Here is a 24,241-nt window from a genome sequence, read left to right on the forward strand (position 1 = left end):
AATCGGTCCAATAGGCGGGGCGTGCATCGCACACGCCCCGGAATACTCAGCGCGGCGGCGGCTTGTCGTCCCACACGCCCGGCTCCAGCTGCGATTTCAGCTCCGGATAACGGTTGGCGTCGAAGGTCGGCAGCTTGCCCAGGCGGCGCTGGCGATGGTAGTCGTCGGCCAGCTTCAGCGCCACCCGCGACAGCAGCAGGATCGCCGTCAGGTTGGTGATCGCCATCAATGCCATGGAGGTATCCGCCATTTTCCACACCAGCGGCAGCTCCGCCAGCGCGCCGAACATCACCATGCCCAGCGCCACGCAGCGGAAAATCAGCAGGCCGCCCGGATGATTGTGTTCGAGGAACACCAGGTTGCTCTCGGCATAGGCGTAGTTGGCGATGATCGAGGTAAAGGCGAAGAAGAAGATGGCGATAGCGACGAACGGCGTGCCCCAACTGCCGACGGCGGTCGACAGCGCGCGCTGGGTCAGATCGATGCCGCTGATGCTGTCGGTCGGCTGATCGAGAATGCCGGAGGAGAGGATGATCGCCGCGGTGGCGCTGCAGATGACGATGGTATCGATAAACACCCCGAGCATTTGCACGTAGCCCTGCGAAGCGGGATGCGGCGGATAAGGCGAGGCGGACGCCGCCGCGTTGGGCGCCGATCCCATGCCGGCTTCGTTGGAGAACAGGCCGCGCTGTACGCCCTGGGTCATCGCCTGGGAGATGCCGTAACCGACGGCGCCGGCCGCGGCTTCCTGCAGGCCGAAGGCGCTTTTGAAGATCAGCGCCAGGATCGCCGGCATGTGTTCGATGTTATGGCCAATCACCCAGAGGGCCAGCAACAGGTAGGCACCGGCCATCAGCGGCACCACCAGTTCGGCCACTTTGGCGATGGAACGGATGCCGCCGAAGATCACCACGCCGCTCAGCAGCACCAGACCGATGCCGACGTGCAGCGGCTGTAAGTGGAAGGCGACGGCGGAAGCTTGCGCGATGGAGTTGGCCTGCACGGCGTTGAACACCAGACCGAATGCGATGATCAGGAAGATCGAAAACAGCACGCCCATCCAGCGCATGCCAAGGCCTTTTTCCATGTAATAGGCCGGGCCGCCACGGTAGTTGCCGTTATCGTCTTTGGTTTTATAGAGCTGAGCCAGCGAGCTTTCCACAAATGAGGTGGCCATGCCGATAAACGCCACCACCCACATCCAGAAGATGGCGCCGGGGCCGCCGGCGGTCAGGGCGATGGCGACGCCGGTCAGGTTGCCGGTGCCGACGCGCGCTGCCAGCGTGGTGCACAGCGCCTGGAAAGAGGAGATGCCGGCGCTGTCGCTTTTATTGCTGTTTTTCAACACCGAGAACATGTGGCTGAAGTGGCGGAGCTGGATAAAGCGGGTGCGCAGCGTGAAGTAAATGCCGGTGCCGAGCAGCAGATAAATCAGCACCGACCCCCACAAAATGTTGTTTATAAAATTCATCAGGTCCGTCAATGGATCCCTCCTCTTATCGAAATTTAATGCGCACCTTGCAGCATCCACCGCAGGTGAAAAACATTGGCCTATTTTTTACAAGAGCTTAGCTGGAATCTGTCCGGCGTCAGTCGATTAAGATTTTTCGCAGATTAGCGGACGAATTGCATCAATTTTTTCGAATTTAACATAATTTATTCGGACAATAGCACGTTATTGCCTTTCCATCCGCTCGGTAATGGCGAAAGATATCGGCGTAAACGGTTGCTCGCCCAAGGATAAAACAGATGCTTGTGCGCCGCGGTTTTCCAGCCTTGCACCGGGCTTGGCGCATGTTATTATCAGGGTAGGGCATGGTTGAACAATGCCAAAAGTTCATGCACAAACGATGAGATAATGCCAACATGACCGACAAATTAACTTCCCTGCGCCAGCTGACCACGGTGGTTGCAGATACGGGTGATATCGCGGCAATGAAGCTGTATCAACCGCAGGACGCCACAACCAACCCTTCGCTGATCCTCAATGCAGCCCAAATTCCTGAATACCGCAAACTGATTGACGAAGCCATCGCCTGGGCGCGCGGCCAGAGCAGCGATCGCGAGCAGCAAATCGCCGATGCCGCCGACAAGCTGGCGGTCAACATCGGTCTGGAGATCCTCAAACTGGTTCCGGGCCGCATCTCCACCGAAGTGGATGCACGCCTGTCTTACGACACCGTTGCCAGCGTGGCCAAGGCCAAGCGCCTGATCAAGCTGTACAACGAAGCCGGCATCAGCAACGATCGCATTCTGATCAAACTGGCCTCGACCTGGCAGGGCATCCGCGCGGCGGAGCAGCTGGAGAAAGAAGGCATCAACTGTAACCTGACGCTGCTGTTCTCCTTCGCTCAGGCTCGCGCCTGTGCCGAAGCCGGCGTTTACCTGATCTCGCCGTTCGTCGGCCGTATCCTCGACTGGTACAAAGCCAACGGCGACAAGAAAGAGTTCGCCCCGCACGAAGATCCGGGCGTGATCTCCGTGACCGAAATTTACCAGTATTACAAACAGCACGGCTACAACACCGTAGTGATGGGCGCCAGCTTCCGCAACGTCGGCGAAATCATCGAACTGGCCGGCTGCGACCGCCTGACCATCGCCCCTGCGCTGCTGAAAGAGCTGGCGGAGAGCGAAGGCGCGCTGGAGCGCAAACTGTCTTATACCGGTGAAGTGAAGGCGCGTCCTGCCGCACTGACCGAACCTGAGTTCTACTGGCAGCACAACCAGGATCCGATGGCGGTCGAGAAACTGACCGACGGCATCCGCAAGTTCGCCGTAGACCAGGGCAAACTGGAAAAAATGATCGCCGACCTGCTGTAATTCCCGCAGATCGCGCAGTAAAAAGGTGGCTCAGGCCACCTTTTTTTATGCCCGACGCCCCTGCCGGCGGGGGAAGCCCTTATACTCTCGGCAATGACAACAGAACGGGGGACGAGCCCGTTCGGACCCCATCAGGCTGTAGAGGTTATGCATGGATATTTTACGTATTGGTTTGGTTTCCGTTTCCGACCGCGCTTCCGGCGGTGTTTACCAGGATAAAGGCATTCCGGCGCTGGAGGAGTGGCTGGCCGGCGCGCTGGCGACGCCCTTCAAGCTGGAAACCCGGCTGATCCCCGATGAGCAGACGCAAATAGAACAGACGCTGTGCGAGCTGGTGGACGAAATGGGCTGCCATCTGGTGCTGACCACCGGTGGCACCGGGCCGGCGCGCCGCGACGTCACCCCCGACGCTACGCTGGCGATCGCCGATCGCGTGATGCCCGGCTTCGGCGAGCAAATGCGTCAGATCAGCCTACACTATGTGCCAACGGCAATTCTTTCTCGCCAGGTGGGGGCGATCCGCAAACAGGCGCTGATCATCAACCTGCCCGGCCAACCGAAGTCGATCAAGGAAACGCTGGAAGGGGTAAAGGATGAGCAGGGCAATGCGGTGGTGCACGGCATCTTCGCCAGCGTGCCTTACTGCATTCAGCTGCTCGACGGGCCTTACGTCGAAACGCATGCCGCGGTGGTAGCAGCATTTCGGCCAAAGAGCGCACGTCGCGAGATAAACCTCTAAATTTCAGCAATCTGCGAGATCGGCTTCAACCCGTCTGGTGTGAAAATAATTTGCCGCTATAGTAAGGATTCTTTTACAGAAAGCCTGCGGCTTTTATTTTTACAGCCTTTACCGACGGTGCCCTATGCCTCACGACACTAATCGCCGGCTGAACCGGCAAGACTACAAAACGCTGACGTTGGCCGCGTTGGGCGGCGCGCTGGAGTTTTACGACTTCATCATCTTCGTGTTCTTCGCCGCCGTGGTCGGCGATCTGTTCTTCCCGGCGGACATGCCGGAATGGCTGCGGCTGGTGCAAACCTTCGGCATCTTCGCCGCCGGCTATCTGGCCCGCCCGCTGGGCGGCATCGTGATGGCGCACTTCGGCGATCTGGTCGGCCGCAAAAAGATGTTTACCCTGAGCATTCTGCTGATGGCGTTGCCGACGCTGGCGATGGGCCTGCTGCCGACCTACGCCAGCATCGGCATCGCCGCGCCGCTGTTGCTGCTGCTGATGCGCGTGCTGCAGGGGGCGGCGATCGGCGGTGAGGTGCCGGGCGCCTGGGTCTTCGTCGCCGAACATGTGCCGCGCCGGCGCATCGGCTTCGCCTGCGGCACGCTGACCGCCGGGCTGACGGTGGGCATCCTGCTGGGCTCGGTGGTGGCGACGGTGATCAACACCACGCTCAGCCCGCAGAGCATTGCCGGCGGCGGCTGGCGTATTCCATTCCTGCTTGGCGGCATGTTCGGCCTGGTGGCGATGTACCTGCGCCGTTGGCTGCAGGAAACGCCGATCTTTATCGAGATGCAGGCGCGTAAAGCGCTGGCCGAGGAGCTGCCGCTGAAATCGGTGGTGCTCAACCACAAACGGGAAGTGGCGGTGTCGATGCTGCTGACCTGGCTGCTCTCCGCCGGCATCGTGGTGGTGATCCTGATGACCCCGACCTATCTGCAAAAGCAGTTCGGCATCGCGCCGGCCTTAACGCTGCAGGCCAACAGCATCGCCACCATCATGTTGATCGCCGGCTGCATCGTCGCCGGTTTGTCGGCCGATCGCTTCGGCGCCAGCAAAACGCTGGTGGCCGGCAGTGTACTGCTGGCCGGCTGCAGCTGGCTGTTCTATCAGACGGTGGGCGTGCGCCCGGAAATGCTGTTCGCCTGTTATGCTCTGGTGGGGTTCAGCGTAGGCGTGGTGGGGGCCGTACCGTACGTGATGGTGCGGGCATTCCCGGCGGAAGTGCGGTTTACCGGTATCTCGTTCTCATATAACGTCTCGTACGCTATTTTTGGCGGTTTAACCCCTATTTTTGTGACGCTGATCATGAAATTAACCCCGTTAGCGCCCGCTTACTATGTGTTGGCGCTGTCGCTCATCGGGCTGCTGCTCGGCTTCTACCTGCATCGTGACCTGAACAGCGAAGCCGGGGAGCGACGAGCCGACTCCTACAGCTAAAAAAAAGCCCTGCAGTGCAGGGCTTTTTCATCAGGGGCGGGCGATTACGCCGTGACCGGTGAGGCCGCGACGCGCGCCGGAGCCGGTTCGCCAATCGGCAGCACGGTGCGGCCATACTGCTCGTTGAGTACTTCGGCCATCGCCAGGTAAATGGCGCTGGCGCCGCAGATAATCCCTTCATAGCCGGCGAAGGTCAGCAGCGTGTGGTTGCCGGTGATGTTGCCGACGGCCAGCAGGGCGAACAGCAGCGTCAGGCTGGCGAACACGAACTGCAGCACGCGGTTGGCGCCCAGGGTGCCGAAGAACATGAACAGGGTGAAGACGCCCCACAGCGCCAGGTAGATGCCCAGCACGTGGGCTTCGGTGGCCTCTGCCAGGCCCAGACGCGGCAGCAGCAGCAGGCCGACCAGGCTCAGCCAGAAGCTGCCGTAGGCGGTGAAGGCGGTCATGCCGAAGGTGTTGCCCTTCTTGTACTCCAGCAGACCGGCCAGGATCTGGGCCAGGCCACCGAAGAAAATCCCCATGCTGATGATGGCGGAGTTCAGTGGAAAAAAGCCCGCGTTGTGCAGGTTCAGCAAGACGGTGGTCATCCCGAAGCCCATCAGGCCGAGAGGGCCGGGATTCGCCAACTTGTTGGTGTGCATAAGTCCTCTGCGATAACAGAAAATTAACGGAAACAGCGAATTAAAATCATAAATGGTCTGAATGGCCAAAAAATCGAAGTTTTCCATCAGAGCGCGCGCATCATAATGATCCCCGCAACCGGAAACAATGATCTGAATGACGATAAAAAAAGAAATTTTTTTCGCCTTGCCCCTTGATGCCGGGTTGGATGGCCCCATCTTATTTGCAACCGCAGCTGCTAACCGCGGGTCGCACTGAGATATCGGGCAGTTGAAAAGCAAAAAATCGCCCGCATATAGGTTAGCAACCTGACTGATTATGAATTTTTTAGTGGAGACGTTTAGATGGGCAAAATTATTGGTATCGACCTGGGTACGACCAACTCTTGCGTAGCAATTATGGATGGTGCCAAGGCACGCGTGCTGGAAAACGCCGAGGGCGACCGCACCACTCCTTCTATTATCGCATATACCCAGGACGGTGAAACTCTGGTTGGCCAGCCGGCTAAGCGTCAGGCAGTCACCAACCCTGAAAACACCCTGTTCGCCATCAAGCGCCTGATCGGTCGCCGCTTCCAGGATGAAGAAGCGCAGCGCGACAAAGCGATCATGCCGTACAAAATCGTCGAAGCCGACAACGGCGACGCCTGGCTGGAAGTGAAAGGCCAGAAAATGGCTCCGCCGCAGATCTCTGCGGAAGTGCTGAAAAAAATGAAGAAAACGGCGGAAGATTACCTGGGCGAACCGGTAACTGAAGCGGTTATCACCGTACCGGCTTACTTCAACGACGCCCAGCGTCAGGCGACCAAAGACGCCGGCCGCATCGCGGGTCTGGAAGTCAAGCGCATCATCAACGAACCGACCGCGGCGGCCCTGGCCTATGGCCTGGACAAAGAAGTCGGCAACCGCACCATCGCGGTTTATGACCTGGGCGGCGGTACTTTCGATATCTCCATCATCGAAATCGACGACGTTGACGGCGAAAAAACCTTCGAAGTGCTGGCGACCAACGGTGACACCCACCTGGGCGGCGAAGACTTCGACAGCCGTCTGATCAACTACCTGGTGGAAGAGTTCAAGAAAGATCAGGGCATCGATCTGCGCAACGATCCGCTGGCGATGCAGCGTCTGAAAGAAGCCGCCGAGAAAGCGAAGATCGAACTGTCTTCCGCTCAGCAGACCGACGTTAACCTGCCGTACATCACTGCAGACGCGACCGGTCCAAAACACATGAACATCAAAGTGACTCGCGCCAAACTCGAGTCGCTGGTTGAAGATCTGGTGGCACGCTCCATCGAGCCGCTGAAAGTGGCGCTGAAAGACGCTGGCCTGTCGGTTTCCGACATTCAGGACGTGATCCTGGTGGGCGGCCAGACCCGTATGCCAATGGTGCAGAAGAAAGTCGCAGACTTCTTCGGCAAAGAGCCGCGTAAAGACGTGAACCCGGACGAAGCGGTTGCCGTGGGCGCTGCGGTACAGGGCGGCGTGTTGGCCGGTGATGTGAAAGACGTTCTGCTGCTGGACGTGACCCCGCTGTCGCTGGGTATCGAAACCATGGGCAGCGTGATGACACCGCTGATCACCAAAAACACCACTATCCCGACCAAGCACAGCCAGGTGTTCTCTACTGCGGAAGACAACCAGTCTGCGGTAACCATCCACGTGCTGCAGGGTGAGCGTAAGCGCGCCAGCGATAACAAATCTCTGGGCCAGTTCAACCTGGACGGCATCCAGGCGGCGCCGCGCGGCATGGCGCAGATCGAAGTGACCTTCGATATCGATGCCGACGGCATCCTGCACGTGTCTGCCAAAGACAAGAACACCGGCCGTGAGCAGAAGATCACCATCAAGGCGTCTTCTGGCCTGAACGAAGACGAAATCCAGAAAATGGTGCGCGACGCCGAGCTGAACGCTGAAGCGGACCGCAAGTTTGAAGAGCTGGTACAGACTCGCAACCAGGCGGATCACCTGATCCACGGCACGCGCAAACAGCTGGAAGAAGCGGGCGACAAACTGCCGGCGGAAGACAAAACGGCGATCGAAGCGGCGCTGAAAGATCTGGAAGCGGCGGTGAAAGGCGAAGATAAAGCCGAGATCGAAGCGAAGACCCAGGCGTTGGTGCAGGTTTCCGGCAAGCTGCTGGAAATGGCTCAGGCGCAGCAGGCTCAGCAGGGTGCTGACGCCGGCGCGGACAACGCGGCGCAGAAAGACGACGACGTGGTTGACGCCGAGTTCGAAGAAGTTAAAGACAAAAAATAATCGCCCTTAAGCGGGCACGGGGCGGCCGAGGTGCCGCTCCCGGAAACCAGCACGGGCGTCGAGGCAACTCTGCGCCCGTGCACGCATGTTAAGGGTAAGCGAAAGAATGGCGAAGAAAGACTATTACGAGATTCTCGGCGTCAGCAAGACGGCGGATGAACGTGAGATCAAAAAGGCGTACAAACGCCTGGCGATGAAATACCATCCTGACCGCAACCAGGAACAAGACGCCGAAACCAAGTTTAAAGAAGTTAAAGAAGCTTACGAAGTCCTGACCGACGATCAGAAACGCGCGGCCTACGACCAGTATGGGCACGCGGCCTTTGAACAGGGCGGCATGGGCGGCGGCGGCTTTGGCGGCGGTGCCGACTTCAGCGATATCTTTGGCGACGTGTTTGGCGACATCTTCGGCGGAGGCCGCCGTCAGCGCGCCAGCCGCGGTTCCGATCTGCGCTATAACATGGAGCTGACCCTCGAGGAAGCGGTACGTGGCGTCACCAAAGAGATCCGCATCCCGACGCTGGAAGAGTGCGACGTCTGCCACGGCAGCGGCGCCAAACCGGGCAGTTCGCCGGTCACCTGTCCAACCTGTCACGGCCAGGGCCAGGTGCAGATGCGTCAGGGCTTCTTCACCGTGCAGCAGGCGTGTCCGCACTGCCATGGCCGCGGCCAGATCATCAAAGATCCGTGCAACAAGTGCCACGGCCACGGCCGGGTAGAAAAATCCAAAACGCTGTCGGTGAAAATTCCGGCCGGCGTGGATACCGGCGATCGTATCCGCCTGGCGGGTGAAGGCGAAGCCGGCGAGCACGGCGCACCGGCGGGCGATCTGTACGTTCAGGTGCAGGTGAAGGCGCACCCGATCTTCGAGCGTGAAGGCAACAACCTGTACTGTGAAGTGCCGATCAACTTCGCCATGGCGGCGCTGGGCGGCGAGATTGAAGTACCGACGCTGGACGGCCGGGTGAAACTGAAGGTGCCTTCGGAGACCCAAACCGGCAAGCTGTTCCGCATGCGCGGCAAGGGCGTGAAATCGGTGCGTGGCGGCAGCCAGGGCGACCTGCTGTGCCGCGTGGTGGTGGAAACCCCGGTCAATCTGAACGACAAGCAAAAGCAGCTGCTGCGTGAGCTGGAAGAGAGCCTGGGTGGCCCGTCCGGCGACAAGAACAGCCCGCGCTCGAAGAGCTTCTTCGACGGGGTGAAAAAGTTCTTTGACGATCTGACTCGCTAACCTGCTGTTTCTGTTGGTTTATGTGCGAACCCCGGGCATCTGTCCCGGGGTTTTTATTTGCGCGCTAAACCGCTAATTCCACAACGTAAATGTGACTTATTCGTGCTTTTTATCGGTTTTCTCGAGCTATTTAGCATTTATAAACTTATTTTTTCGAACTAAAACGCCCTCTATACTCACTTCATGACTGTGGTTCGCAGGGCGCTATGCCCTGCACAGATTTGGAGAGACGTACTGTGACCAACATCATTCGTCAATTTTTACGTCAGGAAGCCGCGGGCGGTATCATTCTGATCGCGGCGGCGATCGTCGCCCTGATCATGGCCAACACCCCGGCGCAGGGGATCTATCAGGCATTCCTTAACCTGCCGGTGATGGTGAAGGTAGCTTCGCTGGAGATCGCTAAACCGCTGCTGCTGTGGATAAACGACGGCCTGATGGCCATCTTCTTCCTGGTGGTGGGGCTGGAGGTCAAGCGCGAGCTGATGCAAGGCTCGCTGTCCGGGCGCGACAAAGCGGTGTTTCCGGCGATCGCCGCGCTGGGCGGCATGTTGGCGCCGGCGCTGATTTACCTGCTGTTCAACGGCGCGGACGAAGTCACCCGCCAGGGCTGGGCGATCCCGGCCGCGACCGACATCGCCTTTGCGCTGGGCGTCATGGCGCTGCTGGGCAACCGCGTGCCAACCAGCCTGAAAGTGTTCCTGTTGGCGCTGGCGATCATCGATGACCTGGGCGTGATCATCATCATCGCGCTGTTCTACACCCACGAAGTGTCGATGGTGGCGCTGGGCGTGGCGGCGGCGGCGACGGCGCTGCTGGCGGTGATGAACTGGCGCGGCGTGGGCAAGACCTCGCTGTACATGATGGTCGGCCTGGTGCTGTGGGTGGCGATCCTCAAGTCCGGGGTGCATGCGACGCTGGCCGGGGTGATTGTCGGCTTTATGATCCCGTTGAACGTCAAAAAGGGGCCATCGCCGTCGGAAACGCTGGAGCATGAGCTGCACCCTTGGGTGGCGTTCATGATCCTGCCGCTGTTCGCTTTCGCCAACGCCGGGGTCTCTTTGCAGGGCGTATCGCTGGAGGGATTGACGTCGCTGCTGCCGGTTGGGATTGCGGCTGGCCTGTTTATCGGCAAGCCGCTGGGGATTTTCCTCTTCAGCCTGCTGGCGGTGAAAATGGGCATCGCCCGTTTGCCTGAAGGTATCGGCTTCAAACAGGTGTTTGCCGTTTCGGTGCTTTGCGGCATTGGTTTTACCATGTCGATTTTTATCGCCTCGCTGGCGTTCGGCGATGCGGATGCGGCGCTCAGCACCTATTCCCGCCTGGGGATCCTGTTGGGCTCCACCACTGCGGCGGTGGTAGGGTATGGATTACTGCGTCTGGCGTTGCCGCGCGTGCGTTAATCCTGAATGTGCCCGGTAAGGGCACATAATAAAATGGCTGGTCGGAGCTGTACGGTATAAAATATGTGCAGCTTCGGCCGTTCTTCGTTGGGACTAATGGGGCTATACGTTGTCTGAAGCAGGGAAAGGAAGTTTGTCGCTCGTCACGGCACACCGTTTGCCGCTGCGAAACGTTGTTAAGGAGAGCCGCTCGTGAGGATGTCGCATATCAACTTTAATCACCTTTACTATTTCTGGCAGGTCTGCAAGGCCGGTTCCGTGGTCGGTGCCGCCGAAGCGTTGTTTCTGACGCCGCAGACCATCACCGGCCAGATCAAAGCGCTGGAAGAGCGGTTGGACGGCAAGCTGTTCAAACGCCAGGGGCGCGGGTTGGTGCCTTCGGAGCTGGGGCAGCTGGTGTTCCGCTATGCCGACAAGATGTTCATGCTCAGCCAGGAAATGCTGGATATCGTCAACTACCGCAAAGAGTCCAACCTGTTGTTCGACGTCGGCGTGGCGGACGCGCTGTCGAAGCGGCTGGTCAGCCAGGTATTGGAAACGGCGGTGGTGGTGGACAACGAGCAGATCCACCTGCGTTGCTTTGAATCGACGCACGAGATGCTGCTGGAGCAGCTCAGCCAGCACAAGCTGGATATGATCCTGTCGGATTGCCCGGTGGACTCCAGCCAGCAGGAAGGGCTGTTCTCGCTGAAGCTGGGCGAGTGCGGCATCAGCTTTTTCTGTCGCCAGCCGGCGCCGGAGCTGCCGTTTCCGGCCTGTCTGGAGCAGCGCAAGCTGCTGATCCCCGGCCGTCGTTCGATGTTGGGGCGCAAGCTGCTCAACTGGTTCAATACGCAGGGTATTCAGGTGGAAATTCTGGGCGAGTTCGACGATGCGGCGCTGATGAAGGCCTTCGGCATGTACCACAATGCGATCTTCGTGGCGCCGACGCTGTATGCGCAGGATACCTACAACGATGACAACGTGGTGGAGATTGGGCGCATCGACAGCGTGCAGGAGGAGTATTACATCATCTTCGCCGAGCGCATGATCCAGCATCCGGCGGTGCAGCGCGTCTGCAACAAAGACTTCTCGGCGCTGTTTTCCTGCTAGCGGTTCACTGAACGCAGGACGTAAAAAAACCGGCCTGAGCCGGTTTTTTTATCAAGCAGATAACGAAATGCTTATTGCATTGCGTTGATGCGTGCAGTCAGGTTTGACTTATGACGCGCTGCTTTGTTTTTGTGGATCAGGCCTTTAGCTGCCTGACGGTCCACCAGTGGCTGCATTACCAGGAATGCATTTTGTGCTGCTTCTTTGTCGCCAGCTGCGATAGCTGCGTCTACCTTCTTGATGAAGGTACGCACCATTGAGCGACGGCTTGCGTTATGCTTGCGGCGTTTCTCAGACTGTACGGCGCGTTTCTTAGCTGATTTGATATTAGCCAAGGTCCAACTCCCAAATATATTCTATTGAGGACAATTCAAAGGCCGAGGAATATGCCCTTTTAGCCTTCGTTTGTCAATGGATTTGTGCAAATAAGCGCCGTTTGTACAGGCGGCACTCGCTACGTTGTGATGGCGCAGGATTTTACCAGCTTCGCTCTTGGGAATACAGTGTTTCGCGAGAAAATTCGCCAATGATTTGCCGCGGCGGGCGCAAGCCGTTGGCCGCGGTCGAGAATCGCCCCGGCAGCGCCGGATAAACTGTGGCGAAGCCGTTTCACGCACAGATTATCTCCGGTATGGTATGTCTATTACATAAAGGCACCAATCGCGGGTTAACCTTACCGGCTGTACAAGGTATAATCCGCCGATTTCCACTGTTTTGAGCCAGCTATGGAGCTAATTCGCGGCATTCACAATATCCGGGCGCGCCACCATGGTTGCGTGCTCACCATCGGCAACTTTGACGGCGTGCATCGCGGCCATCAGGCGTTGCTGGAACAGTTGAAGCAACAGGGGAAACGCCTCGGGCTGCCGGTGATGGTCATGATCTTTGAGCCGCAGCCGCTGGAGATGTTCGCCGCAGACAAAGCGCCGGCCCGCTTGACGCGCCTGCGCGACAAGGCCAACTATCTGGCGCAGGCGGGCGTCGATTACCTGCTGTGCGTCAAGTTCGATCCGCGTTTCGCCGCCAACACCGCGCAGGCGTTCGTCGCCGAGCTGCTGGTGGAAAAATTGGGCGTCAAATTCCTGATGGTGGGGGATGATTTTCGCTTTGGCGCCGGGCGTCAGGGCGATTTTCCGCTATTGCAGCAGGCCGGAAAAGAGTACGGCTTCGACGTGGTCAGCACCCCGACCTTCCGCGAAGGCGAGCGGCGCATCAGCAGCACCGCGATCCGCACCGCGCTGAGCGAGGACGATCTGCCGCTGGCGGAGACCCTGCTGGGCCACCCGTACAGCATTTCCGGGCGCGTGGTGCACGGCGACGAGCTGGGGCGCACCATCGGCTTCCCGACCGCCAATTTGCCGCTCAAGCGTCTGGTGGCACCGGTGAAAGGAGTGTATGCGGTGGAAGTGTACGGCCTGGGGCCGAAGCCGCTGCCGGGCGTGGCCAATATCGGCACGCGCCCGACCGTCGCCGGCGTGCGCCAGCAGCTGGAAGTGCATCTGCTGGATGTCACAATGGATCTTTACGGGCGCCATATTGAGGTGGTGCTCCGCGCAAAATTGCGCAATGAACAGCGGTTTGCTTCGCTCGATGCCCTTAAGCAGCAAATCGCCAATGATGTGGTGACGGCCCGGAAGTTCTTCGGGTTAAAAACACTGGTTTAATCGTTTACCCTAAACAATTCGAGTTGCATCGCGGCGGCAACCGCGCGAACCCCGATGAGCTTGCATAGGCAAGTGATTCGGGTGAGAAAGGGCGGCCGACAAAGATGCAGCTTGAAGTGTGACGGGTAAATAGCCGAAAACGGAAACGAGAATCTCATGAGTGACTACAAGAATACCCTGAACTTGCCGGAAACAGGGTTCCCGATGCGCGGCGATCTCGCCAAGCGCGAACCTGGCATGCTGCAACGTTGGTATGAACAGGATCTGTACGGGATTATTCGTACTGCCAAAAAGGGCAAAAAAACCTTCATTTTGCATGACGGCCCTCCGTATGCGAACGGCAGCATTCACATTGGTCACTCGGTTAACAAGATTCTCAAAGACATTATCATCAAGTCGAAAGGGATGGCCGGCTTCGACTCGCCTTATGTGCCGGGTTGGGACTGCCACGGCCTGCCGATCGAACTGAAGGTTGAGCAACTGTACGGCAAGCCGGGCGAGAAGCTGACGGCGGCCGAGTTCCGCCAGAAGTGCCGCGAGTACGCGGCCGAGCAGGTTGAAGGCCAGAAGAAGGACTTCATCCGTCTGGGCGTGTTGGGCGACTGGGATCGTCCGTACCTGACGATGGACTTCAAAACCGAAGCCAACATCATCCGCGCGCTGGGCAAGATCATCAGCAACGGCCACCTGCTGAAAGGCGCCAAGCCGGTTCACTGGTGCACCGACTGCGGCTCGTCGCTGGCGGAAGCGGAAGTGGAGTACTACGACAAGACTTCGCCGTCGATCGACGTGAGCTTCCATGCGGCCGACGCGGCTGCCGTGGCGGCCAAGTTCGGCGTGAGCCACTTCAACGGCGCCATCTCGCTGGTTATCTGGACCACCACGCCGTGGACCTTGCCGGCCAACCGTGCGATCTCGCTGCACCCGGATTTCACCTATCAGCTGGTGCAGGTTGACGGCCAGTGCCTGATCCTGGCGGCCGAACTGGTGGAAAGCGTGATGAAACGCGCCGGCATCACCGAGTGGACGGTGCTGGGCAGCTGCAAAGGCGCCGATCTGGAGCTGCTGCGCTTCAAACACCCGTTCATGGACTTCGACGTGCCGGCAATCCTCGGCGAGCACGTGACCCTGGACGCCGGTACCGGTGCGGTGCATACCGCGCCGGGCCACGGCCCGGACGACTTCGTGATCGGCCAGAAATACGGCCTGGAAGTGGCCAACCCGGTAGGGCCGAACGGCTGCTACCTGACCGGCACCTACCCGCTGCTGGACGGCAAGTTCGTCTTCAAGGCCAACGATCTGATCGTCGATCTGCTGCGTGACAAAGGCGCGCTGCTGCACGTCGAGAAGTTCCTGCACAGCTATCCGTGCTGCTGGCGCCACAAGACGCCGATCATCTTCCGCGCCACGCCGCAATGGTTCATCAGCATGGATCAGAAAGGCCTGCGTCAGCAGTCGCTGGAAGAGATCAAGGGCGTGCAGTGGATCCCGGATTGGGGCCAGGCGCGCATCGAAATGATGGTCGCCAACCGCCCGGACTGGTGCATCTCGCGTCAGCGCACCTGGGGCGTGCCGATGTCGCTGTTCGTGCATAAAGAGACCGAACAGCTGCACCCGCGCAGCGTTGAGCTGATGGAAGAAGTGGCCAAACGCGTCGAGCAAGACGGCATTCAGGCCTGGTGGGATCTGGACGCGGCCGACATCCTCGGCGCGGAAGCCGCCGACTACGTGAAAGTGCCGGATACGCTGGACGTGTGGTTCGATTCCGGTTCCACCCACGCCTCGGTTGTCGACGTGCGTCCTGAATTCAACGGCCACGGCGCCGACATGTATCTGGAAGGCTCCGACCAACACCGCGGCTGGTTCATGTCATCGCTGATGATCTCCACCGCGATGAAGGGCAAGGCGCCGTACAAGGAAGTGCTGACCCACGGCTTCACCGTCGACGGCCAGGGCCGCAAGATGTCCAAGTCGATCGGCAACACCGTCAGCCCGCAGGACGTGATGAACAAGCTGGGCGGCGACATTCTGCGTCTGTGGGTGGCGTCGACCGATTACACCGGCGAGATCGCGGTGTCCGACGAGATCCTCAAGCGTTCCGCCGACTCTTACCGCCGCATCCGCAACACCGCGCGCTTCCTGCTGGCCAACCTGAACGGGTTCGAGCCGAGCACCGATTGCGTGGCGCCGGAAGACATGGTGGTGCTGGATCGCTGGGCGGTCGGCCGCGCGCTGGCGGCGCAGCAGGATATCGAGCAGGCTTACGCCAACTACGATTTCCACGAAGTGGTGCAGCGCCTGATGCAGTTCTGCTCGGTCGAGATGGGCTCCTTCTACCTGGATATCATCAAGGATCGTCAGTACACCGCCAAGAGCGACAGCGTCGCTCGCCGCAGCTGCCAGACCGCGCTGTATCACATCGTGGAAGCGCTGGTGCGCTGGATGGCGCCGATCATGTCGTTCACCGCAGATGAGATCTGGGGCTTCATGCCGGGCAAACGCGCGCAGTACGTGTTCACCGAAGAGTGGTACGACGGCCTGTTCGGGCTGGCGGAAGGCGAGCCGATGAACGACGCTTTCTGGGCTGAGCTGCTGAAAGTGCGCGGCGAAGTGAACAAGGTGCTGGAGCAGGCGCGTGCGGACAAACGCCTCGGCGGTTCGCTGGAAGCGGCGGTGACGCTGTATGCCGACAGCGAGTTGGCGGCGCGTCTGAACAGCCTGCAGGATGAGCTGCGCTTTGTGCTGCTGACCTCTGCGGCAAGCGTTGCGCCATTGGCGGATGCGCCGACCGATGCGCAGGCCTCCGAGCTGTTGAAAGGGCTGAAGATCGCCTTCAGCACAGCGCCAGGTGAGAAGTGCCCGCGCTGCTGGCATTACACCACCGATATCGGCCTGGTGGCGGAGCATGCAGACATCTGCGGCCGCTGTGTGAGCAACGTCGCCGGTGACGGCGAGAAGCGTAACTTTGCCTGAGAACTTGCGCCTGATGAGTAAACCAATTTGTTCGACCGGCCTGCGTTGGCTGTGGGTTGTGGTGGCGGTGCTGGCGCTGGATTTCGGCAGCAAACAGTGGATCCTCGCTAACTTTACGCTGGGCCAGTCCCAGCCGTTGATCCCGTCGTTCAACCTGTTTTACGCGCGCAACTACGGCGCCGCGTTCAGCTTCCTGGCCGACCATGGCGGCTGGCAGCGCTGGTTCTTTGCCGGCATCGCCATCGCCATCGTCGCAGTGCTGCTGGTGATGATGTACCGCAGCACCGCGCAGCAGAAGCTGAACAACATCGCCTACGCCTTTATTATCGGCGGGGCGTTGGGCAACCTGTTCGATCGCCTGTGGCACGGTTTCGTGGTCGACTTCATCGACTTCTACGTCGGTGATTGGCACTACCCGACCTTTAATCTGGCGGACAGCTTTATCTGCGTGGGTGCGGCGATGATCGTGCTGGAAGGTTTCCTGTCGCCGGCGAGCAAAGGCGCAAAGAGTAAAGGTGAGTAATATGACGGCTCAGGTTATCAGTGACAGCGCGGTGCTGGTTCACTTCACGCTGAAACTGGAAGACGGTTCGACCGCCGAATCCACCCGCAGCAGCGGCAAACCGGCGCTGTTCCGCCTGGGTGACGGCAGCCTGTCGGCGCCGCTGGAAGAGCAACTGCTCGGCCTGCGCGCGGGCGATAAGCGCGCCTTTACCCTGCAGCCGGAAGCGGCGTTCGGCGCGGAGAACCCGGATCTGGTCCAGTTCTTCTCGCGCCGCGACTTCGCGGAAACCGGCGTGCCGGACGTGGGCACCATCATGCTGTTTACCGCGATTGACGGCAGCGAAATGCCGGGCGTGGTGCGCGCGGTGGCGGAAGATTCGATCACCGTCGATTTCAACCATCCGCTGGCGGGCCATCCGGTGACCTTCGACATCGAAGTGCTGGAGATTGATCCACAGCAGGAGGAGACGCATGCAAATATTGCTGGCTAACCCGCGCGGCTTCTGCGCCGGGGTTGATCGTGCGATCAGCATCGTGGAACGTGCGCTGGAGCTGTACGGTGCTCCGATCTACGTACGGCATGAAGTGGTGCACAACCGCTACGTGGTCGACAGCCTGCGTGAGCGCGGCGCCGTGTTTATCGAAGAGATCGCCGAAGTGCCGGACGGCTCTATCCTGATCTTTTCGGCGCACGGCGTTTCTCAGGCGGTGCGCGCCGAAGCCAAGGCGCGCGATCTGACCATGCTGTTCGACGCCACCTGTCCGCTGGTGACCAAGGTGCATATGGAAGTGGCGCGCGCCAGCCGCCGCGGCACCGAAGCGATTCTGATCGGTCACGCCGGGCACCCGGAGGTGGAAGGCACCATGGGCCAGTACAGCAATCCGCAGGGCGGCATGTACCTGGTCGAGTCGCCGGATGACGTGTGGAAGCTGCAGGTGAAAGACGAAAACAACCTGTGCTTCATGACGCAGACCACGCTGTCGGTGGATGATACCTCGGACGTGATCGACGCGCTGCGTCAGCGCTTCCCGAGCATTATCGGTCCGCGCAAGGATGACATTTGCTACGCCACCACCAACCGTCAGGAAGCGGTGCGCAACCTGGCCGGCGATGCGGACGTGGTGCTGGTGGTGGGGTCGAAGAATTCCTCCAACTCTAACCGTCTGGCGGAACTGGCGCAGCGCGTCGGCAAACCGGCTTATCTGATCGATTCGGCGGCGGATATTCAGGAAAGCTGGCTGAGCGAAGCGCGCAATATCGGCGTTACCGCCGGCGCCTCGGCACCGGATGTGCTGGTGCAGGAGGTGATCTCCCGCCTGAAAGCGCTGGGCGGCCTGGACGTGCATGAAATCAGCGGGCGTGAAGAGAACATCGTGTTCGAAGTGCCGAAAGAGCTGCGCGTGGACGTCCGTCAGATTGACTGAGGTGCGTGAGTGAATGACAACGGGGAGCTTAGGCTTCCCGTTTTTTTTGGAATGCCAACGGCATTGAAAATAAAATGCTGAGTATATTCAAATTTTCTGCTAACTAAAGTCAAATTTATTCTGAGTATTTGAAATAGCGGCGGCGTCATCAATTATATAGACTAAATGAAGTCATTAAATAAAATATCATTAGGCTGCAATCTAAATAGGGCCTGGTGTCGTCAACGTGATTACAATAATTACAATAGTAGTCTTGCAGATGTTTCTTATTTTATTCTTGTCGAATCTGTTCTAGGTCGTTTAATCCTTTCTCCTTTAAATAGAGCTTCATATGCTCCAGCAATCGCCGGACTTTTAATGGCTGGATCTCCCGTCGCGGCATAATGGCATAGCAATTAATTTCCGGTAATCGCCAGTCGGGCAATATTTCAATCAGCTCGCCGCTGCGCAACTCTCGCTCGACGTTGGCGAAGAAATTGCGAATGATGCCTTTGCCGGTCAGCGCCAGCTCCTTCATCGCCATGCCGCTGTTGGTGAACAGTCGCCCGGTCATGCGCATGCGGTGCTCGCCGCCGTCGCGATGGATCAGGCGAACAAACTGCGGATTGCCGAGCGGCGTAAAGGTGACCCAATGGTGATGGGTCAGCGCCTGAGGCGAATCCGGCACCCCGTGGTGTGCCAGATAGGCTGGGGACGCGCACAGCACTTCGCGGCAGCGCGCCAGCCGCGTTGAGACGTAGCTGGAGTCAGCCAGCGCGCCGCCGCGTATCGCCAGATCGATGCGTTGCGCGATGAGGTCTATTCTCTCATCGTGGATTTCCAACCGCAGCGTGATGCGCGGGTGCTCGTCGAGGAAGCTCTGCAGCGCCGGCACCAGATAATGGGTGGCGAATTCGGTCGAGGTGGCGACGCGCAGTTCACCGACCAGCTCGCCGCGCAGCGCGGCGATCCGCTGTTGCCCGCGCTCGGCGGCGTGGATCATCAGCAGACAATCTTCATAAAAGCACAATCCGGCTTCGGTCAGGCTCAATGAGCGCGTCGATCGCAACAGTAATTGAATGCCCAGATGTTCCTCCAGCTGGCGAATATGCTGGCTGACGGCCGATGTCGTCATGCCCAATTCTTTTGCCGCCATGCTGAATGCGCCACAATCGACCACTTTTGAGAAAATGGCCATGCGTTTTAAAATATTGCTCATAGTTTGTTAAGCACAACTTAACCTAGATTGTGATTTATACGGGCTAATAATATAGCACCATCTTTCCTATATTGCCTGAAGCATATAAACGACGGGCTGATTATTATTTTGCATGCGTTTTATCTCTTTTTGATAAATCTTATTGCGCTTGCCAATAATACACCCGCGCCACATCGCAACAGGAGCTCATTGTGGATAGCGCACAGAAAAAAGAAGAAATAGCATTAAAAATCCTACGTGAATTATTGCAATATCGACGTCGCCTCATCGCCGACGATGCTTCTCTGGCTGAAGAAGAGCGGCAGGTCACTCAGGTGCAATTGCCGCGCATTCGGGCATTCATTGAAAACGACCAGCGCATCGAATTCGTGCTGCCGGCTTTTCCGACCAAGTCACCCAACGCCAATAAGGTGATAGGCGCGGTGCCGGACATGGCGGAGCGGCTGTCGCTGATCTTCCTCAACTCGCTGTGCCAGCGTATTCAACTCTATTACCCGCCGGGCGCGCATATCGTTATCTGTTCCGACGGCCACGTGTTCGGCGATCTGATCCGCGTCAGCGACGAAGCGATCAACCATTATCAACGCGAGATTGAAAGCCTGCTGCATGAAGTGGGCGCAACCCACCTGAGCGTGTTCAACCTCGGCGATGTCAAAGGCCTGGCGGAGCATACCGATGACTACGATCTGCTGCGCCGGCTGTTGGTGGACGGTTATGCCGAATCGGAAGAGGCGATCAAGCGCCAGCTGATGCAGGACGAGCAGGGATTAATGCTGTATCGCGCCATCACGCGCTTCTTGTATGAAGACAGCCTCCTGCCGGGCTACAGCGGTTCCAACGCCGCGCTGCAAAAAGACGCCAAACGGCGCGCCTGCGGCGTTATCCAGCGCAGCTGGGCCTGGGGCAACCTGCTGGCCCAGCATTTCCCGGCGGCGATCCGCCTGTCGATTCACCCGCAGCCGGCCGACAGCCTGAAGATAGGCATCCACATGATGCCGACCAAAGACGACTGGCTGACGCCGTGGCATGGCGTGGCAGCCAACGTGAACGGCCAGTTCGTGCTGATGAAGCGTAAAGATGCGCAGAGCCTGGACGGCGAATTGGTGGAGATCCGCGGCACGCCGAGCCATTACCTGATCGAACAACCGCAGATGGCCTGAGGCCGCTGCAGGCTTTTGCGCCCGAAATCCTGGCGGACGCGTTTTTGACGGCACGTTGCCGTGTGAGCAGCACATTCGATGCAAGGAGAATCACCGATGAATAACCAACCGCTTAATTGCCATATTCAACCGAATACCCCGTTCGGCGCGATCCTGACGCCGCAGCATCCGGGGCAAAAGATCGGCGAACTGCCGGTGGCAGCGCTGCGGGCGCTGGCGCAGGAGCATCACTTGCTGGTGCTGCGCGGATTCGACTCCGGTTTTAGCGATGGGGAGGTTTTGACGCGCTACGCCGAGCAGTGGGGCGAGATCATGATGTGGCCGTTTGGCGCGGTGCTGGACGTGAAGGAACATCCGGACGCCAAGGATCATATTTTCGACAGCAGCTACGTCCCGCTGCATTGGGATGGCATGTATAAGCCGACTATTCCCGAGTTCCAGCTGTTCCACTGCGTGGCGGCGCCGTCGCCGGACGAAGGCGGGTGCACTACCTTCGTCGACACCACGCGCTTGCTGGCCAATGCGGACGAAGCGTTGCTGGATCAGTGGCTGTCGGTCTCGATCACCTACCGCATCAAGCAGGTGGTGCACTACGGCGGTGAAGTCTGTTCGCCGCTGGTGGTGCAGCACCCGAACGGCAGGGGCTTGATCATGCGCTACAATGAACCGCCGACGGAGGGGAAAAAATTCCTCAATCAACATGCGCTGGAATATCACGGCGTGCCGGAACAACAGCAGGAACAGTTCCACCACACTCTGCAGCAGCATCTGTACGATCCGCGTCACTATTATGCCCACCAATGGCAACAGGGTGACGTGGTGGTGGCGGACAACTTCTCGCTGTTGCACGGCCGCGAGGGCTTTACCGCCCGTTCCGCGCGTCATTTGCAGCGCGTGCATATTCAAAGCAATCCGGTGTGCGCCAATCTGGCGCTGAAGCCGGCTAACACAGAAGCGTAAAGGAGCATTATGGCAAGGATATTGATGGCGGCAGTCGCCACTCCGGGGCACGTTTACCCGATGTTGGCCATCGCTCGACACCTGATTGCCCAAGGGCATCAGGTGCGGATGATGACCGGCGCGCTGTTTCGCGAACGCGCCGAGGCGGCGGGCGCGAGCTTCGTGCCGTTCGACGCGCAGGTGGATTTCGATTACCGCCACCTGGAGCAGCACTTCCCCGAGCGCGCCGCCCTGCCGCCGGGCAATGCACAGATGGCGCTGGCGCTGAAAGATTTCTTCGCCGCGCCGATCCCGCTGCTGGATCGGCAACTGCGTGCGACTATCGCTGCCGAAGACACCGATCTGCTGATGGTGGAGAACTGCTTCTACGGCGTGCTGCCGCTGCTGCAGTCTGCCGAACGGCCGCCGGTCTTCGGTATCGGCGTTACGCCGCTGTCGTATTCTTCGCGCGATGCTATTTTTTATGGCCCGCGCATCCCGCCGGCGCTGCTGCCGCAGGCGTTGACCCGTGAGCAGTTGGTGGATGAAGAAACGCGCGTGCTGCTCGATGAAGTACAGCAGAGCTTCGATGCGGCGCTGGTGCAGGCGGGCGGGCGGGCGCTGGATCGCCCGTTCACCGACGCGCTGATCGGCGGCTGCGAGCGTTTCCTGCAGCTGGCTACCACGGCGCTGGAATATGAGCGCGACGATCTGCCGAGCGGCGTGCGCTTCGTCGGCCCGCTGCGCAGCGGCGGCCAGCCGGCGTCGGAAGAGACGCTGTGGGAGGCGGACGACCGCCGGCCGCTGGTGATCGTGTCTCAGGGCACGTTGGCCAATGTCGATTTGCATCAGCTGATCGTGCCGACGCTGCAGGCGCTGGCGCATCTGCCGGTGCGGGTGTTGGCCACCACCGGCGGGCGGGCGACGGAAGGACTGATGGACGCGCTGCCGGCCAATGCCAGAGTGCGGGAGTTTATCTCCTTCGAACGCTGGTTGCCGGAGACGGCGCTGCTGATCACCAACGGCGGTTACGGCTCGATCAACTATGCGCTGAACAGCGGCGTGCCGCTGATCGTCGCCGGCACAGGCGAAGACAAACTGGAGGCGGCCGCGCGCGTGGTCGCCGCCGGCTGCGGCATCAGCCTGCACACCAGCACGCCAAGCCCTGAACAGATCCTGGCGGCGGCGACGCGCATTCTGCAGCAGCCGATCTATCGCCAGCGCGCGGCGCTGGTGCGTGAGGACTATGCCCGCCACGATGCGCTGACGGCGATCGCCAACGAAGTGGCCGCCATTACCGCCTGACATCGCCGCACTCCGTTCCTCAGGCGCCGTTTTCGGCGCCTTTTTTCTGCATTTTTTTGCCATGGAAACTGCATGATTATGTACAATCGTCGCAGGCCGCCAAATCGGTTGAATGTTAATCTCACGACAGCGCCGCTGATGAAAACGGGGGAATATCATAATTTTCTAATTATGAAATGAATCCTCTGGCGGCGCTGCAGCGGGGCAGTTACCCTGAATCGATAGCCTAATGGGATAGGCGTCAAATCAAGAAGAGAGCAAGCATGAGTGATTCACAAATCCGCATTGCGATTGCGGGCGCCGGCGGCCGGATGGGCCGTCAGTTGATCCAGGCGGTGCAGCAGGCGGAAGGCGTGGTGTTGGGCGCGGCGTTGTCGCGCCCGGGTTCAAGCCTGATCGGCGTCGATGCCGGCGAGTTGGCGGGCATTGGCGCGCTGGGCGTCAAGGTAAGCGACAGCCTGGAGAAAGTGGCGAGCGAGTTCGACATTTTGATCGACTTCACCCGCCCGGAAAGCACGCGGAACTACCTGGATTTTTGCGTGGCGCACCACAAGGCGATGGTGATTGGCACCACCGGCTTCGATGACGCGGGCAAGCAGGCGATCCGCGCTGCAGCGCAGCATATCGGCATCGTGTTCGCCGCCAACTTCAGCGTCGGCGTCAACCTGGTGCTGAAACTGCTGGAGAAGGCCGCGCAGGTGATGGGCGACTATACCGATATCGAAATCGTCGAGGCGCACCACCGCCACAAAGTAGATGCGCCGTCGGGCACGGCGTTGGCGATGGGCGAAGCGATTGCCGGCGCGCTGGGGCGCGATCTGAAAAGCTGTGCGGTCTATGCGCGCGAAGGCCATACCGGCGAGCGCGATCCGAAGAGCATCGGCTTTGCCACCATTCGCGCCGGCGACATCGTCGGCGAGCACACCGCGATGTTCGCCGACATCGGTGAACGGGTGGAAATTACCCATAAGGCTTCCAGCCGCATGACTTTTGCCAGCGGTGCGGTGCGCGCGGCTGCCTGGCTGCATAACCGGGATAAAGGTTTATTTGATATGCGCGACGTGTTGAATTTGGACCAGTTATAATTGATTTGCATACCATCGTGATGTGGTTGTATTGATCATAATGCTATGATAATCGGGCAATAATTTTATTGTCCTTTTTTTTAACATGATAAATATCATGTTGATTTTATTTCATTGCCAAAGCTGTTATTTGTCTGTATTTACTTTGCTAATCATCTCCTTTTTTTCCACTCTCGGCTTTTTCAGCGTCTTTTTTGTCCCATTTCGGCGCTATTTTCCGTCATTCTTCCCCGCAACCGTTTTCCAGCCCCGGTTTTCTGTGTTTTTATCGGCGCTCAAGCCGCATGAGCGCCGAGAACTGCAAAAATAAAACAAAAAACGGCAGTTTGGGTAGACAAGCCAGGCACTCATCATTAAAATGCGCCCAATTTGCCAAAAATTGGCCTCGC

Annotated in this window: 20 protein-coding genes; 16 read left to right on the top strand and 4 right to left on the bottom strand. The window is 59.1% G+C overall.

The window, feature by feature from the left end; genetic code table 11:
* Nucleotides 1-46: 46 nt before the first annotated feature.
* Nucleotides 47-1,483 carry an alanine/glycine:cation symporter family protein gene (locus AC2CGI_RS14805; protein WP_021505370.1) on the bottom strand — a complete coding sequence of 479 codons (1,437 nt, stop codon included), beginning with the start codon at nt 1,481-1,483 and terminating at the stop codon, nt 47-49.
* A 383-nt stretch (nt 1,484-1,866) separates the two neighbouring features.
* On the opposite strand from AC2CGI_RS14805, the gene tal reads away from it, so the two are divergent.
* The 3 genes from tal to AC2CGI_RS14820 all read left to right on the top strand — a co-directional run bounded on the left by tal (nt 1,867) and on the right by AC2CGI_RS14820 (nt 4,991).
* Nucleotides 1,867-2,820, top strand: coding sequence for a transaldolase (gene tal, locus AC2CGI_RS14810; protein ID WP_004932982.1), 954 nt, complete (start codon nt 1,867-1,869; stop codon nt 2,818-2,820).
* 151 nt (nt 2,821-2,971) lie between these two features.
* Entirely contained in the window at nt 2,972-3,559 is a 588-nt protein-coding gene (mog, locus tag AC2CGI_RS14815) for a molybdopterin adenylyltransferase (RefSeq protein ID WP_015376607.1), read from the top strand.
* A gap of 124 nt (nt 3,560-3,683) precedes the next feature.
* Nucleotides 3,684-4,991, top strand: a complete 1,308-nt coding sequence (locus AC2CGI_RS14820) for an MFS transporter (protein ID WP_075684806.1) — start codon at nt 3,684-3,686, stop codon at nt 4,989-4,991.
* Between the two features lie 44 nt (nt 4,992-5,035).
* On the opposite strand, the gene satP is transcribed toward AC2CGI_RS14820, so the two are convergent.
* Nucleotides 5,036-5,635 carry an acetate uptake transporter gene (gene satP, locus AC2CGI_RS14825; protein WP_015376609.1) on the bottom strand — a complete coding sequence of 200 codons (600 nt, stop codon included), beginning with the start codon at nt 5,633-5,635 and terminating at the stop codon, nt 5,036-5,038.
* A 324-nt stretch (nt 5,636-5,959) separates the two neighbouring features.
* On the opposite strand from satP, the gene dnaK reads away from it, so the two are divergent.
* The 4 genes from dnaK (at nt 5,960) to nhaR (ending at nt 11,599) form a co-directional block, all read left to right on the top strand.
* Complete coding sequence (gene dnaK / locus AC2CGI_RS14830; RefSeq protein WP_004932972.1) at nt 5,960-7,873, top strand: molecular chaperone DnaK; 1,914 nt, start codon at nt 5,960-5,962, stop codon at nt 7,871-7,873.
* A gap of 106 nt (nt 7,874-7,979) precedes the next feature.
* Nucleotides 7,980-9,104: a molecular chaperone DnaJ gene (gene dnaJ, locus AC2CGI_RS14835; RefSeq protein ID WP_004932969.1), complete on the top strand. Its 1,125-nt coding sequence runs from the start codon at nt 7,980-7,982 to the stop codon at nt 9,102-9,104.
* Nucleotides 9,105-9,340: 236 nt separating this feature from the next.
* Nucleotides 9,341-10,507: a Na+/H+ antiporter NhaA gene (nhaA, locus tag AC2CGI_RS14840; RefSeq protein ID WP_021505367.1), complete on the top strand. Its 1,167-nt coding sequence runs from the start codon at nt 9,341-9,343 to the stop codon at nt 10,505-10,507.
* Nucleotides 10,508-10,699: 192 nt separating this feature from the next.
* Complete coding sequence (nhaR, locus tag AC2CGI_RS14845; protein WP_004932962.1) at nt 10,700-11,599, top strand: transcriptional activator NhaR; 900 nt, start codon at nt 10,700-10,702, stop codon at nt 11,597-11,599.
* 71 nt (nt 11,600-11,670) lie between these two features.
* Here nhaR and rpsT read toward each other — a convergent pair whose 3' ends face one another.
* Complete coding sequence (rpsT, locus tag AC2CGI_RS14850) at nt 11,671-11,934, bottom strand: 30S ribosomal protein S20 (protein ID WP_004932960.1); 264 nt, start codon at nt 11,932-11,934, stop codon at nt 11,671-11,673.
* A gap of 390 nt (nt 11,935-12,324) precedes the next feature.
* Between rpsT and ribF the strand changes: the two genes are divergently transcribed.
* The 5 genes from ribF (at nt 12,325) to ispH (ending at nt 18,165) form a co-directional block, all read left to right on the top strand.
* Entirely contained in the window at nt 12,325-13,263 is a 939-nt protein-coding gene (gene ribF, locus AC2CGI_RS14855; protein WP_015376612.1) for a bifunctional riboflavin kinase/FAD synthetase, read from the top strand.
* Between the two features lie 156 nt (nt 13,264-13,419).
* Nucleotides 13,420-16,236 (top strand): isoleucine--tRNA ligase, encoded by a 2,817-nt coding sequence (gene ileS / locus AC2CGI_RS14860; protein ID WP_076740931.1) that lies wholly within the window; start codon nt 13,420-13,422, stop codon nt 16,234-16,236.
* A gap of 13 nt (nt 16,237-16,249) precedes the next feature.
* Nucleotides 16,250-16,759: a signal peptidase II gene (lspA, locus tag AC2CGI_RS14865; RefSeq protein ID WP_004932951.1), complete on the top strand. Its 510-nt coding sequence runs from the start codon at nt 16,250-16,252 to the stop codon at nt 16,757-16,759.
* Nucleotide 16,760: 1 nt separating this feature from the next.
* Nucleotides 16,761-17,231: an FKBP-type peptidyl-prolyl cis-trans isomerase gene (fkpB, locus tag AC2CGI_RS14870; RefSeq protein WP_016929135.1), complete on the top strand. Its 471-nt coding sequence runs from the start codon at nt 16,761-16,763 to the stop codon at nt 17,229-17,231.
* On the top strand, nt 17,212-18,165 hold the full coding sequence (ispH, locus tag AC2CGI_RS14875) for a 4-hydroxy-3-methylbut-2-enyl diphosphate reductase (protein WP_004932946.1): 954 nt from the start codon (nt 17,212-17,214) through the stop codon (nt 18,163-18,165). The genes fkpB and ispH overlap by 20 nt, the downstream gene beginning before the upstream one ends.
* A 271-nt stretch (nt 18,166-18,436) precedes the next feature.
* Here the strand turns inward: ispH and AC2CGI_RS14880 are convergent, their stop codons facing one another.
* A complete protein-coding gene (locus AC2CGI_RS14880) occupies nt 18,437-19,363 on the bottom strand; it encodes a LysR family transcriptional regulator (RefSeq protein ID WP_004932941.1) in 927 nt (308 codons plus the stop codon).
* Between the two features lie 191 nt (nt 19,364-19,554).
* On the opposite strand from AC2CGI_RS14880, the gene pvcA reads away from it, so the two are divergent.
* The 4 genes from pvcA to dapB all read left to right on the top strand — a co-directional run bounded on the left by pvcA (nt 19,555) and on the right by dapB (nt 23,852).
* The gene (gene pvcA / locus AC2CGI_RS14885) at nt 19,555-20,523 is read left to right on the top strand and encodes an L-tyrosine isonitrile synthase (RefSeq protein ID WP_004932937.1); all 969 of its coding nucleotides are present in this window, start codon (nt 19,555-19,557) and stop codon (nt 20,521-20,523) included.
* A gap of 96 nt (nt 20,524-20,619) precedes the next feature.
* Nucleotides 20,620-21,483 carry a TauD/TfdA dioxygenase family protein gene (locus AC2CGI_RS14890; protein WP_015376614.1) on the top strand — a complete coding sequence of 288 codons (864 nt, stop codon included), beginning with the start codon at nt 20,620-20,622 and terminating at the stop codon, nt 21,481-21,483.
* A 24-nt stretch (nt 21,484-21,507) separates the two neighbouring features.
* Nucleotides 21,508-22,767, top strand: a complete 1,260-nt coding sequence (locus AC2CGI_RS14895; RefSeq protein WP_076740932.1) for a glycosyltransferase — start codon at nt 21,508-21,510, stop codon at nt 22,765-22,767.
* A 263-nt stretch (nt 22,768-23,030) separates the two neighbouring features.
* Complete coding sequence (dapB, locus tag AC2CGI_RS14900; RefSeq protein WP_021505361.1) at nt 23,031-23,852, top strand: 4-hydroxy-tetrahydrodipicolinate reductase; 822 nt, start codon at nt 23,031-23,033, stop codon at nt 23,850-23,852.
* Nucleotides 23,853-24,241 lie beyond the last annotated feature (389 nt).

This window comes from Serratia sp. LSHTC3 (assembly GCF_057197125.1).

What these genes read in the sequence shown, in the direction of transcription:
- AC2CGI_RS14880 (WP_004932941.1), bottom strand. Translation starts at nt 19,363, where the DNA reads ATGAGCAATATTTTAAAACGCATGGCCATTTTCTCAAAAGTGGTCGAT.
- AC2CGI_RS14890 (WP_015376614.1), top strand. Translation starts at nt 20,620, where the DNA reads ATGAATAACCAACCGCTTAATTGCCATATTCAACCGAATACCCCGTTC.
- dnaK (WP_004932972.1), top strand. Translation starts at nt 5,960, where the DNA reads ATGGGCAAAATTATTGGTATCGACCTGGGTACGACCAACTCTTGCGTA.
- ileS (WP_076740931.1), top strand. Translation starts at nt 13,420, where the DNA reads ATGAGTGACTACAAGAATACCCTGAACTTGCCGGAAACAGGGTTCCCG.
- lspA (WP_004932951.1), top strand. Translation starts at nt 16,250, where the DNA reads ATGAGTAAACCAATTTGTTCGACCGGCCTGCGTTGGCTGTGGGTTGTG.
- AC2CGI_RS14895 (WP_076740932.1), top strand. Translation starts at nt 21,508, where the DNA reads ATGGCGGCAGTCGCCACTCCGGGGCACGTTTACCCGATGTTGGCCATC.
- ispH (WP_004932946.1), top strand. Translation starts at nt 17,212, where the DNA reads ATGCAAATATTGCTGGCTAACCCGCGCGGCTTCTGCGCCGGGGTTGAT.
- dapB (WP_021505361.1), top strand. Translation starts at nt 23,031, where the DNA reads ATGAGTGATTCACAAATCCGCATTGCGATTGCGGGCGCCGGCGGCCGG.
- AC2CGI_RS14820 (WP_075684806.1), top strand. Translation starts at nt 3,684, where the DNA reads ATGCCTCACGACACTAATCGCCGGCTGAACCGGCAAGACTACAAAACG.
- satP (WP_015376609.1), bottom strand. Translation starts at nt 5,635, where the DNA reads ATGCACACCAACAAGTTGGCGAATCCCGGCCCTCTCGGCCTGATGGGC.
- ribF (WP_015376612.1), top strand. Translation starts at nt 12,325, where the DNA reads ATGGAGCTAATTCGCGGCATTCACAATATCCGGGCGCGCCACCATGGT.
- dnaJ (WP_004932969.1), top strand. Translation starts at nt 7,980, where the DNA reads ATGGCGAAGAAAGACTATTACGAGATTCTCGGCGTCAGCAAGACGGCG.
- tal (WP_004932982.1), top strand. Translation starts at nt 1,867, where the DNA reads ATGACCGACAAATTAACTTCCCTGCGCCAGCTGACCACGGTGGTTGCA.
- fkpB (WP_016929135.1), top strand. Translation starts at nt 16,761, where the DNA reads ATGACGGCTCAGGTTATCAGTGACAGCGCGGTGCTGGTTCACTTCACG.
- mog (WP_015376607.1), top strand. Translation starts at nt 2,972, where the DNA reads ATGGATATTTTACGTATTGGTTTGGTTTCCGTTTCCGACCGCGCTTCC.